General features: G+C 64.7%; 11 protein-coding genes. 2 read left to right on the plus strand and 9 right to left on the minus strand.

All coding sequences use genetic code 11. The annotated features are described in order from the left end of the window. Nucleotides 1-94: 94 nt before the first annotated feature. The 9 genes from JNM03_RS07980 to JNM03_RS08020 all read right to left on the minus strand — a co-directional run bounded on the left by JNM03_RS07980 (nucleotide 95) and on the right by JNM03_RS08020 (nucleotide 10,973). Nucleotides 95-2,881, minus strand: a complete 2,787-nt coding sequence (locus tag JNM03_RS07980) for a carboxypeptidase regulatory-like domain-containing protein (RefSeq protein ID WP_294035941.1) — start codon at nucleotides 2,879-2,881, stop codon at nucleotides 95-97. Between the two features lie 30 nt (nucleotides 2,882-2,911). Next, nucleotides 2,912-3,742, minus strand: coding sequence for a molecular chaperone (locus tag JNM03_RS07985; RefSeq protein ID WP_294035942.1), 831 nt, complete (start codon nucleotides 3,740-3,742; stop codon nucleotides 2,912-2,914). A gap of 283 nt (nucleotides 3,743-4,025) precedes the next feature. Further along, nucleotides 4,026-4,520: a DUF4402 domain-containing protein gene (locus JNM03_RS07990; protein ID WP_294035943.1), complete on the minus strand. Its 495-nt coding sequence runs from the start codon at nucleotides 4,518-4,520 to the stop codon at nucleotides 4,026-4,028. Nucleotides 4,521-4,874: 354 nt separating this feature from the next. Next, entirely contained in the window at nucleotides 4,875-5,828 is a 954-nt protein-coding gene (locus JNM03_RS07995; protein WP_294035944.1) for a ParB/RepB/Spo0J family partition protein, read from the minus strand. Continuing rightward, nucleotides 5,829-6,611, minus strand: coding sequence for a ParA family protein (locus JNM03_RS08000; RefSeq protein WP_294035945.1), 783 nt, complete (start codon nucleotides 6,609-6,611; stop codon nucleotides 5,829-5,831). Beyond that, the gene (rsmG, locus tag JNM03_RS08005) at nucleotides 6,608-7,267 is read right to left on the minus strand and encodes a 16S rRNA (guanine(527)-N(7))-methyltransferase RsmG (protein ID WP_294035946.1); all 660 of its coding nucleotides are present in this window, start codon (nucleotides 7,265-7,267) and stop codon (nucleotides 6,608-6,610) included. The genes JNM03_RS08000 and rsmG overlap by 4 nt, the downstream gene beginning before the upstream one ends. Before the next feature lie 115 nt (nucleotides 7,268-7,382). Next, entirely contained in the window at nucleotides 7,383-9,245 is a 1,863-nt protein-coding gene (gene mnmG / locus JNM03_RS08010) for a tRNA uridine-5-carboxymethylaminomethyl(34) synthesis enzyme MnmG (protein ID WP_294035947.1), read from the minus strand. 76 nt (nucleotides 9,246-9,321) lie between these two features. Continuing rightward, nucleotides 9,322-10,656 carry a tRNA uridine-5-carboxymethylaminomethyl(34) synthesis GTPase MnmE gene (mnmE, locus tag JNM03_RS08015; protein ID WP_294035983.1) on the minus strand — a complete coding sequence of 445 codons (1,335 nt, stop codon included), beginning with the start codon at nucleotides 10,654-10,656 and terminating at the stop codon, nucleotides 9,322-9,324. 8 nt (nucleotides 10,657-10,664) lie between these two features. Next, nucleotides 10,665-10,973, minus strand: coding sequence for a DUF6489 family protein (locus JNM03_RS08020; protein ID WP_294035948.1), 309 nt, complete (start codon nucleotides 10,971-10,973; stop codon nucleotides 10,665-10,667). A gap of 97 nt (nucleotides 10,974-11,070) precedes the next feature. On the opposite strand from JNM03_RS08020, the gene JNM03_RS08025 reads away from it, so the two are divergent. Together JNM03_RS08025 and JNM03_RS08030 are read left to right on the plus strand one after the other, a co-directional pair. Continuing rightward, nucleotides 11,071-11,778, plus strand: a complete 708-nt coding sequence (locus JNM03_RS08025; RefSeq protein ID WP_294035949.1) for a dienelactone hydrolase family protein — start codon at nucleotides 11,071-11,073, stop codon at nucleotides 11,776-11,778. Further along, complete coding sequence (locus tag JNM03_RS08030) at nucleotides 11,775-12,182, plus strand: nuclear transport factor 2 family protein (RefSeq protein WP_294035950.1); 408 nt, start codon at nucleotides 11,775-11,777, stop codon at nucleotides 12,180-12,182. Before JNM03_RS08025 ends, JNM03_RS08030 begins: the two co-directional genes overlap by 4 nt. Nucleotides 12,183-12,194 lie beyond the last annotated feature (12 nt).

A 12,194-nucleotide genomic window follows, 5' to 3' on the forward strand; every position in this document is an offset into this window, starting at 1 on the left:
GCTCGTTCATCGTTCGACTCCTCAGGTAAAGGAGCCGAAAGGGTCTGCCTGTGGCAGCCCGCGTTCAATCAGGCGCGGCGCTCGAAGGGCTGCTTTACATCGAGGCTAGCGCCAATCCACGAAGTGGTTCGTGCACCGGCCCTCGCGCGCTATTGCCGCTTTCGGCCGCCGCCGTGGGTCCGGCCGCGTCGCGCTGGAGCGGCCGCAGCTTCAGCGTTCCCAATTTGACGCGCGGCGCCGCCTTCCCCGGCCCCACACTCAGCATGAAAGCGGGGTCGAGCCGCAACGCAGCAGCCGATGCTTTCGCCATACGCACCGTGTATCGGCCGTAAGCCACACTTTCGAAAAGGAAATATCCGTCGAACTCCGTCAGCGTCGTCGCGCGGACGCGGCCTTCGGCATCGACCAGCTCAAGGCTCAGTCCTTCGATCGGATTACCGCCGTCGCGGATTGCAACGCCTTCAATTTCGCCGGCCTGCGTCATCGGCAGCGCGACGCGCGTCGCAACGCCGGGGCGCGGAGTAACGACCACACCGGGAAGTGCCGGCTGGACATAGGGATCGGGAAGGCTGCCCGCATCGATCCCGATCATTACCGGGCGAAAGGGCTCAAGCCCGTCGATCGCGGCCCGCCCGCTCTTATCGGTCGATGCCTCGACAAAGGCATTCCCCGCGGTCAGCGGGACTCCGACCACCGCGGCTTCACCGGGCTGACGGATACCATCGCCGTTATCGTCCATGAAGACGTCGGCCATCACTTGCCCGCGACCGCCCAGCTTTTCGCTCGACAGGCGCCAACCGCCGCCGGCCGGCTTCGGCCCGAAGCTGAAAGCGAGCGACAGCGACGCCGCGACGGAGCCATCGGTCGCCACTTCGCCGAATCCACTGAGCTGTAGCTTGTTGAAACGGCGCGTATATCCCAGGCCTGCCCGCGCGCGATCGAGCCCTCGATCATAGCCGAGTTCGGCGCGCCATTCGGCATCGTCCTTCCCCGTCCATTCGCCAACCACCGCGACGCGCGTGTCGGCACTGGCACCGGACAGCAGAAAGCGCGCCTCACCGCGCAGGCGGACGCGCCCGATCCGGGCATTGGCGAGCAGCGTTGCGGTCAGATTATCGGGCGGATCGGGCCCGACAGGAACCTTGGAACGCGCCCAGTCGAGTTGGCCGGTGAAGGTCAGTGCGCGAAAACTCAACGATGCTCGTCCCGACGCCTCAAGGGTCGAGGCTCCCGAGGCACGGTCGATCTTTGCGAGATCGAAATGAAGCGGCAGGATCGTCCGTCCCAACGTCACGGACTGATCGACCGACAACGAATAGAGTCCCTCGATCTTGCCGACGAACCGATCGGACACGAAGCCGCCCCAGCCGCGCATCGCATCGGCCCGCACATTGGTATCGCCGAACGCCGCAACCCAGCTTGCGCGCGCCGCCGCGCTGCCGTCGTCGGCATAGCTCCCGGCGATTTCGAGCAGCGAGGGGCCAATCGAACGACGCACTGCCACTTCACCATAGGTGCGCCGGATATTTTCGATCATCAGGCTGTGGAGATACGCCGCGATCGAGGTACGGGTATTGAGTCCTCGCTCGATTCCAGCGGTTCCGCGCCAGCCACGCCGAAACGCCCCGCCACGCCGGCCGAATTCGACAAGATCGGTGTTTTCCTGGGCGACGCCCGCCCAGTACCAAGTCTGCTGCGGCGGTATCGAATCGATGCCGACCTGCAGTTGCTTGATTTCACGACGAATTTGCCCCTGCGGGCCATACATCACGATCTCGAAGCGGTTCGATCCATATTGCAGCGGGACGTCGAGAAATTCGTAACGACCGTCGCTGTTCGGCGCGGTAAAGGCCAGCAACTGCCCGTTGCGATACAATTCGGCGTCCCAACCCGCCGGAAGGTCGCCGCGAAAGCTCGTCTTGTCGAAGCTGTCGGGGCGCTCGACGGGGCGGTTGGTCAGCACGGCACCGCGCCCCGGTATCGACTGCGCGACGAGTCCGGTCGACAGCAAGCTGACATCGCCCACGGCATAGTGCGTCGCACGCAGTGGACCCAGCAGCCGCCCCTCCGGATCGGTTCGGTAGAGCCGCAGGCGCAGGCTGTCGGGCACTCCCTGATTGTCCGATGACAGGCGCGCATCGAAACTCTGGCCGACCACTTCGCCGGCCGCGAAAACCTCATAGCGCGCCTGTGCGTATGATCCGCCCTTCTTGTCAGACACGAACCCGGCAGAAGCGACCACATCGACCGAAGGAGTCGCCCAGCCCTGATAGGGCCGCTTGGTCTGCGGCAGACTGGCGAGATCGAACGATGCCTGCGGCCGGATTCCCGCCGCCCGGGCCCGCCGCTCGGCCGCTAGCTGGAACGGCAGCTTCTCCTTGGAATCGACCCGCAAAACGGCATTCGACAGATCGGCAACGACGGGAACGCCCAGCCATGTGTTGAGACTGGCGAGGTCGACGCACCAGCCTGCGGGAACATCGCGGATTGCGGTCGCGCCGATCGCATAGCTCTGGCTGCCGACATGGACCTCTCCCGCGTCGCGGTCGATTACCAGGCTGCGCCGTTCGTCGAACACCCAGCCGGTTGCGCGGCGCAACTTCTTGTCGACGCGGACGGCCAGATCGAGCGCAAGCACCATGTCGCCCAGATCGACGCAAATGCCCTGCGGGGTCTGATAGCCGCGCACGCCATCGCCCAGGCGGTATTGGCCAGACCGCAGGTCGAAGAGCCAGCGGTCGTCCTCGTTCGGCGCCCAGCCATCGGATGCCAGAGATACAGGATTCTTTTCAACGGCATGGGCGCCGAACGGGGCAAGCCCGACCAGCGCCAGTCCAGCGAAAAGCGCCGGAAAATACCGAAGTATGGCCGCGCGGATCATCGCACGCCTGCGGTTTCGTCCTGCCCCGACCTATTTCACGACCCGATCCACCGCATCGATCGTAGCGCCGCCAACCTCGCGGTCCTCGGTATAGCGGATCTGTACCGGACCTTTGAGCTTCACCGCCAGTTCGGGCGGAACGCGCAGCGATACCTTGCGCGCGCCAATCTCGGGATAGACAGCAATGCCTCGTGCGAGCAGCAGCGGTTCTGAAACCCCGGGCCGCGTCACTTCGATATCGCCATAAACCGAACGATTGCCCGTACGCGAGAGGTCGAACTCGAACGCTGGGCCATCCTTCGTTTCACCAACCCAGGCGTTGCCGATCGTCGCGGTCGCACCAAGATCGCCGACGCGCACGATGATCGGGATGGTGATGCCGTATATCGGCGTGAGCGCGATCGAAACACCGGTCGGCGCAGGCTTCGCAGGATCGACCGCGACGGCAGGCACGGCATCGGGGACCGCGCGAAACAGCATGTGCGCCCGATACTCCCCCGAAGCAAGTCCGTCGGGAAGGCGCACGCCGACCCGGATCACCTGCGGCTGATTCGGGGGCAGCGTCACGCGCCGCGGGCTGAAGGCGATCATGTCGAGCGCCGCGCGCTCGGCGGCCGTGACATTCGCTTCGTCTATTTCCTCCAGCCCGCCTTCGGGCGTCATTCGCTTGATTTCCAGGCTGATACGGTATGTCGCCGGCTCGGCGCCGATGTTGTTCAGCACCACTTCGGTGCCGCGCGATCCGTCGAGGATGACGCGCGTCGGCGCGACGAGCAGGTCCCCGGCCGCCTCGGCCGGTACAGCGGCCGCTGACAGCGCAGCCGCGGAAAACAGGCACAGGGCCCTCATAAGGCGCAACATCGATACGATCCCCACAATCGTTGCGGGCGTGGTCCCCACCGCGCCCATTGGTTGGTCGATCCCTGTTGCGCCTTCATGGTTGATATTTCGCTAACCATGGCGGAGCGCCCAGCGCTGGCCGGTTCTTTCCGTCTTACCCCGCCGATATTTTCCAGTGGCGCGGGGCGTCAGGGAGACGGCACGGCCGGAACACAAAAAGAGCCGCCGAGGCTGGTACCCGGCGACCCCTTTGTGGTCGGCGCGCCCGTCCGGCGCGCCGTCCCCCCACCTGAAAAATCAGGACTTACTGATAGTTGGCGGTAACGGTGAACGTTCCCGCGTAGTTGCCGGCAGCCTGGCTGGCACCGACGGTCAGCGTGCCGCCAACCGAGAAAGTGCCACCCGTCGCGCCGAGCGTAACGGTCGGAGCCGAATAGGTCAGCGCCGCCGACATCGTGTTGCTACCCGACGTCAGCGAAACCGTGGACGGACCGCTGATGCCGACAACCGCGCCGCTCGTACCGGCGAGGTTGAAGCCCGCGGCGGTCGTGGTGCCGATGCAGGTCAGGCCGGTGCCGCACGATACCGCGCCGGCCGTCGAAACCGCAACGGTCGACGCCGCGGTGCCGCTGACGATCGTGCCGAAGTCGAGATCGGTCGAATTGGTGAGCGTGAGCTGCTGGAGGATGCGGGCCTTCGCCGTGGCGGTGGCCGTTGCCGCATGTGCCGCCGAGGCGTTCATGGCGAGGGCAGCGATCGCGGCGCCGACGATGGCGCGCTTCATTCCAATGGTGCGCATATGATTTGGTCCCTTGAAGTCGATAGGTAGAGTCGAAACCCGAATGGAAATCCCACCCCATTCGCCGACCTCTTTAGCGACGCACATCTTCAGGCTTTGCCAGCAAGCATGGTTAACAGCCCATATAGTTTTGGCCCGCGTTGCGAGGTGCAAGCGAGCGAAAACATGGCCTTAGGCCGCAGTTTGGCTAGTCGTGGGGACCGCCTATGGCCTGTTAACGGCCCGCGCTGACACAAATTAAGTCGCGCGAAAAAAGATTCGCAGGAAGGCGCACCGAATCGGAACCGCATTCGCCATCACTGCGAAGGCCAAGCCTATCCGTTCAAATTTTATGGGGCCCGCCCGGGCGCCGATTCAGATCGATTCGCCGCTAAGCCGCTGGCAGATCATGTCGAGCTGGTCGAGCGAAGCAAATTTCAGCGTCAGCGCACCTTTGCCCCCGCCCGCATATTGAATGGCAACGCCAATACCCAGCAGTTCGGACAAATGCCGCTCCACGGCCATGATGTCGGGGTCGCGCCCCGAACCGCTGCTCGCCGATTCATCCGCGGCCTTGCGCCCACCGCCCTTTTCGGCGCGGACCAACGCTTCGACGGCCCGAACGGACAGCCCTTCCTTCGCGACCTTGCGCGCGATCGACTCGGCGCCATCGGCCCCGATCAGAGCGCGCGCATGCCCCATCGACAGCGATCCGTCGCCGACCATCGCCTGCACGGCTTGCGGCAGGTCGAGCAGGCGCATCAGATTCGCGACATGGCTGCGCGATTTGCCGACGAGCTTGGCCAGTTCTTCCTGGCTATGCCCGAAATCGTCGATCAGCCGGCGATACGCGGTGGCCTCTTCGATCGCGTTGAGATCCTGACGCTGGATATTCTCGACGAGCGCGATCTCATAGGTCGCGGCGTCGTCGAGCTCTCGCACAAGAGCGGGAATCTGATGCAGTCCTGCGCGCTGCGCCGCACGCCACCGCCGTTCGCCCGCAACCAGTTGATACCCCTGCCCATCCGGAGCGCGCCGGATGATGATCGGTTGAAGCAGCCCGCGCGCGCCGATCGAATCGGCAAGCTCCGCGATCGCCGCGTCATCGAAATGCCGCCGGGGCTGATTCGGGAGCGGCCGGATCGACCCGACCGATACATGCTGCACCGAATCTCCTGTAGCCGGGGCGGTTTTTGCCGCTCCGCCGGGGGTCGCAAGCACCGGCGCCTCGACGGCCGCATCGCCAAACAGGGCATTCAATCCGCGACCCAGTCCCGAGGGACGCTTGCGCGGCGTTGATCCGGAATTTTCCTTTTCAATATCAGACATCTAAGCTGCTTTCCGGACATTCGGAAGCCGATCGATCAGCTCGCGGGCAAGCGCAATATACGCGGCCGACCCGGCACAGCGATGGTCGTAAATCAGCGCGGGCAAGCCATGGCTCGGTGCTTCCGACAGCCGCACATTGCGCGGGATCACCGTTTCGAACACGACCGGGCCCAGCACTTCGCGGACATCGTCGGACACCTGATCGGTCAGCCGGTTGCGGCGGTCGAACATCGTCAGCGCGACGCCAAGGATCGACAATTTCTGGTTGAAGCGACCCCGCACGCGCTCAACGGTCGTCAGCAACTGACTCAGCCCCTCGAGCGCGAAAAATTCGCATTGCAACGGAACGATCAGCGATTCGGCCGCGATCAGTGCATTGAGCGTCAACATGCCAAGCGACGGGGGGCAGTCGATCAGGCAAATATCCCATTGTCCGGCCTCGGCGCCCGTCAGCGCCTGCTCGAGCCGGTGGAGCCGGTCGGCAAACTCGATCAGTTCGATCTCGGCGCCCGACAGGTCGACCGTCGCCGGGACGATATCGAGCCGTGGTACCGCCGTCGGCACCGCACATTCGGCGACGGTCGCCTCGGCGCGCAATAAATCATAGCTCGAATATTCGCGCTGCGCCTGCTTGATGCCGAGTCCCGTCGATGCGTTGCCTTGCGGATCGAGGTCGATGATCAGCGTCCGCCAGCCAGTTGCCGCGAGTGCGGTCGCCAGATTGATCGCGGTCGTCGTCTTGCCGACCCCGCCTTTCTGGTTCGCCACGGCAATGCGGATCATCGCTTTCCTCGCTGTTGTGCCCCAATCGACCCTTCGCCGACCAGAATGTAACTTTCCGCATCGGTGCGGCTCTGTTCCACGTGAAACATCCTCTGCCACGCCCGCGGCAGCAACGCCAGTTCCTTAACCGCGTTTCGTCCCTTTGGCAGCAGCCAGCGGGTCGATTCGGTGGAAAAGCGGGTGGATAAGCCGACCAGCTTGTCGAGCGGCGCGAAAGCGCGGGCGCTGATGGTCGAAGCGGCGCGCGTTTCGACGCGCTCCAACGACGCTTCGGCAACCTCTGCATGGGAGAGATCGAGTTCGGCCGCCACTGCACGCAAGAAATCGCACCGCCGTTTGCGCGATTCGACCAGCAACAGGGGCCGATCGCTCAGGATTGCAACGACCAGACCCGGCAGCCCCGGCCCGCTTCCCAGGTCGATCCAGAGCCCGTCGCGCGCCCAATCGAGCACCAGCAATTGCGCACTGTCGGCGACATGCCGCACCCAAAGCGTCGGAATAGTCGACGCCGCAATCAGATTCTGCCGGTCATTCTCCGCGATCAGCATCTTCGCGAAGCGGTCAAGCTGCGCCCATTGCCGAACCGTGGGAGAGAGGACCTCATCAATCCAGGCGCGAGCGCTCTCCTCGCTGTCGAGCAACGCTATATCCGTCATGCGCGCGCCTTCGCCGATCCTTCGCGCGCCACTTCATCGATATCTGCGGTGACAAGGCGGCATGCGACGCTGCGTCCGGATTCGCCACCTGGCAAAGAACGGACCATAGGCCACATCACGCCGCCCTCTTTCGGCTGTGGACCATGATCGCGGTCAGTGCCGCCGGCGTTACGCCGTCGATCCGCGCAGCCTGACCCAGCGTCTCGGGTCGCGCCCTTGTCAATCGCTCGACCATCTCGCGCGACAGACCGCCGATCGCGCCGTAATCCAGCGCGGGGTCGAGTCCGATGGCCTCATTTGCCGCAAGCGAGCGTAGCTCCGCGTCCTGCCGCGCGATATAGGGGGCATAGTGCGCATCCTCGGCAAGCTCCGCCAGTATCGCACCGTCGATCGCCTCTAGATCAGGCGCGAGCGCCTTCAGCGTGGCGATCGTCACGCCAGGAAAACGTAAGAGATCGATCCGCCTCCGCGACACGCCGTCCGCCGGAACCGCCAGACCGATCGCCAGATAGTCCGCCGTCAACACCGGCTCGGCCAGCAGCGCCGCCGCCGACTCCCGATTCACTTGCCGCGCCTCGAACAACTCCGCCGTTGCGCGACGCACCAACCCCAGTGCGATCCCCCGGGGCGTCAGTCGCGTTGCGGCGTTGTCGGCGCGAAGCCGCAAGCGATACTCGGCCCGCGCGGTCAACATGCGGTAAGGCTCGGTAACCCCCTGCAGCACAAGATCGTCGACCATGACGCCGATGTAGGATTCCGATCGGTCGAGGATCATCGATTCGCGGCCCTGCACCGCAAGCGCGGCATTGGCCCCGGCTACCAGACCCTGCGCCGCCGCTTCCTCATAACCCGTGGTGCCGTTGATCTGCCCAGCGCAATATAGTCCTCCGATCGCGCGAACCTGCAACGTCCGATCGAGCGCCCGGGGATCGATATGGTCATATTCGACCGCATAGCCCGGCACCGTCATTTCGACCTGCTCCAGCCCCTCCATCGTCCGCAGCATCGCAAGCTGGACATCGGCGGGAAGCGAGGTCGAAATTCCGTTCGGATAGACAAGGGATGAATCCAGCCCCTCGGGCTCCAGGAACACCTGATGGCCGTCACGGTCGGCAAAGCGGTGGATCTTGTCCTCGATCGATGGGCAATAGCGCGGGCCAGCCGCGCCGATCGCCCCCGTGAACAGCGGCGAGCGGTCGAGATTCGCCGCAATGATCGCATGCGTTTCGGCGTTGGTCCTCGTGATCGCGCAGAAAATCTGCGGGACTGTTCGGCCCCCGTTCCACGTGGAACAGGTCCAATCGCCCATGTCCGACGGCTGCGCCTCCAGCCGCGCCCAATCGATCGATCGTCCATCGAGGCGCGGCGGCGTCCCCGTCTTGAGTCGGGCCATCGGCAAATCCGCCGCACGAAGCTGGTCGGCCAGCCGGTGGGCGCCGGCCTCTCCGATACGTCCACCCTCCATCCGCTCCTCACCACGGAAAAGGCGTCCGCCTAGAAAGGTCCCCGTAGCAAGCACCACCGCGGACGCCAGAAGGATCGATCCGTCGCCGAGTTCCAGCCCTTCGACACGGGCGCCATCATCCGAAAGCCTCAACGCCGCCGCCTCACCGGCAATCACGGTGATGCTCGTTTCGGCGGCGAGCAGGGTCTGGATCGCATCGCGATAGAGCGTGCGATCGGCCTGGATGCGCGGACCCTGTACCGCCGCACCCTTCGAGGCATTCAGCATCCGATAGTGAATCGCCGCACGGTCGGCGGCGCGGGCCATCCAACCATCAAGCGCATCGACTTCACGCATCAGATGCCCCTTGCCGAGCCCGCCAATCGCCGGATTGCATGACATCGTTCCGATCAGCGCAGGGTCGAAGCTGACAAGCCCGACGCGCGCACCAATCCGAGCCGCCGCCGCGGCGGCCTCGGTTCCGGCGTGTCCACCGCCGACGACGATGACATCGAAAAGAGCTTCATTCGGCATGATTGCCGGCGCCTTTAGCGCAATGCGAGCAGCGAATCCACCGGCGTGCGCCCGGAGCCGTGTTTCACGTGAAACATCATTTTCCGATGCAGAAACGGCCAAACAGCGCATCGAGCATGTCCTCGACGCCAGCCCGCCCCGTTATCCGGTCGAGCGCTATGCCCGCAAGCCGCAAGCGCTCGGCAAGCAGGATAAGATCCTCCGCTTCAGGTGACTGCGGCATGATGTCGAGCCATTGCCTCGCTTCGACGAGAGCGCTCCGCTGCCGCTGCCGCAGCGCCGCCTCCCCTTCCCTCGGCAACATCCTCCGCGCCTGTTCGACGATGAGTCGGTGCAGGGCATCCATCCCCTCACCCGTCATCGCCGACAGAGCGAGATCCCAGCGCGCCACGGCGTCAGCATCCGGCACCCTCTCGCTTCCCGCTTCGTCCCGCCAGCGGTCCGCCTGCGCCGCAATCCGAATGACGCGCGGATGTTCGGGCGCATCGCTCGGGCGTCCCAGCCACAACAGAATATCCGCCGCCTCGATCGCCGCCTTTGCCCGGTCGATACCGATCGCTTCGACCCCATCGCCGGCTTCGTCCCGAATGCCGGCCGTATCGGAGAAACGCATCGCGATCCCATCCAGCGCCAGCGGCGTTTCGATGACGTCGCGCGTCGTTCCCGCAACAGGTGACACGATCGCAAGCTCGCGCTGTGCCAAGGCATTGATGAGCGTCGATTTTCCGGCGTTCGGCGGGCCCGCAATCACAACCGAAAGTCCTTCGGAAATCACCTCGGCCGCAGGCCGCGCCAGCCATTCGTCCAGCGCACGGCCGAGGCTCTCCATCCCCTCTCGCAGCCGCCGCATCACCGCATCGCCGACCTCGACATCGTCCTCGTCGGCGAAGTTGAGTTCGGCCTCGGCCCCCGCCATCAGCGTCAACAGCCGATCCTGCCAGCCCGCCACGGCGCGCGACACATGCCCGCTCGCCATGCCGAGCGCCTGGATACGCTGACTTTCCGTCTCGGCGGCAAGAAGATCGGCCAGTCCTTCGGCCTCAGCCAGGTCGATTCGCCCATTCAGAAACGCCCTGCGGGTAAACTCTCCTGCCTCGGCACGCCGCAGCCCCGGAATCGCCCCGAGCGCCGTCTCCACGGCCGCGACCACCGCGCGGCCACCATGAAGATGCACTTCGGCCAGATCCTCGCCCGTCGCGGTGGCCGGGCCGGGAAACCATAGCAGGAGGGCGCGGTCGAGCGGTGTGCCGGCTGAATCGTGAAGGTCCGCCAGCGACGCCCGCCGCGCTTCGGGCAAGCGCCCGGCGAGCGTCTTCAGCGCCACGCCGGCTTCCGGTCCACTGACCCGCACAACCGCGATCGCTGCCGGCGGCATTCCGCTCGACAACGCAAAGATCGTATCACTTACAATGGCTTGGTTCAGCTCTTGCGCCCCTTGGCGGCCTTGTCGTCATCGCCGGCGCCTGCCGCCTTCCCGGCCGACTTCGACGCGCCGCCCATCAGTCCGCTCCCAAACTGGCCCAGCAACGACTGGACGAGACCCAATCCGCTTTCGCCCATTGGCACCCATGTCTTGACCATCTGCTGGACCATGTCGGGCGTGATGCCTTTCGCCATCAATTCCTTGACCCGGCTCAAATAGATGTCGTGCAGCGGCTCGAGGTCGGGGAGCCCGAACAGCCGCCGGGCTTCCTCGGGCGTGCAATCGATCTCGATATTGAACTTCATCGTGTGGCCTTCCCTTTCGGCGCTTGAGCCGCGCCAGAACGAAGGCTAGCTTCGCGCTTTCCCTACCAAGAAGCAAGAGACAGGAGATCTCCCCGCCATGACCGCAACTTCCGCGACGAACACGACCATCCCGGCGCTGGACGGCGAAGGGGCAATCCCGGCCTATGTCGCGCGGCCCGACGCCGATTCGTCGCGTGCGATCATCGTGATTCCGGAGATCTTCGGCGTCAATGCCGGCATCCGTGAGAAGTGCGACGACTGGGCCGCACAAGGCTATCTCGCGATTGCCCCCGACATTTTCTGGCGCTTCGCTCCCGGTGTCGAACTGGATCCCGACGTCGAAGCCGAGTTGCAGGAAGCCTTCGGCTATTTCGGCCAGTATGACGCCGACGATGGCGTGAAGGATATCGAAGCCGCAATCCGCTGGCTCCACTATCAGGGGGCAAGCAAGGTCGGTTGTGCAGGCTACTGCCTCGGCGGGCGTCTCGCCTATATGACCGCGGCCCGCACCGACATCGATGCGTCGGTGGGCTATTATGGCGTGATGATCGACCAGATGCTGAACGAAAGCCACGCGATCGCGCGACCGTTGATGCTTCACATCCCGACTGCCGACCATTTCGTCAGCGCCGAAGCACAGGCCCAGATACACGAAGCGCTCGACCCGCATCCCAAGGTCACGCTTCACGACTATGTCGGGCTCGACCATGGCTTCGCCGCGACGCATGGCAACCGCCGCGACAATGCGGCGGCCGAGCTGGCCGACGGTCGCACCCGCGCGTTTCTTGCGGAGCATCTCGCATGAGCGCGCGCGCTGACGCCAGGACGGGTGTGGCTGCCTGGCACGCCTATATGCAATCGGGCGATGCGCAGGCACTGAAAGGCAGCCTGGCCGACGATGCGGTATTTCATTCGCCTGTCGTCCACACCCCGCAGGAGGGCCGAGAGAAGGTTTTCGCCTATCTCCATGCGGCAAGCCATGTGCTGGGCGGCGAGAATTTCCGTTACCTGCGCGAGATCGTCGACGGCGACCAGGCCATGCTCGAGTTCCAGAGCGAGATCGATGGCATCCAGATCAATGGTGTCGACATCATCCGCTGGAACGACGACGGAAAGATACAGGATTTCAAAGTGATGGTTCGCCCGCTCAAGGCGATCAACAAGGTCTGGGAGAAGATGACGGCGATGCTCGCGGCGCAGGCGGGGTGACGGGGACCGGGT

It is taken from the genome of Sphingopyxis sp., assembly GCF_016793825.1.
Classification (GTDB): domain Bacteria; phylum Pseudomonadota; class Alphaproteobacteria; order Sphingomonadales; family Sphingomonadaceae; genus Sphingopyxis.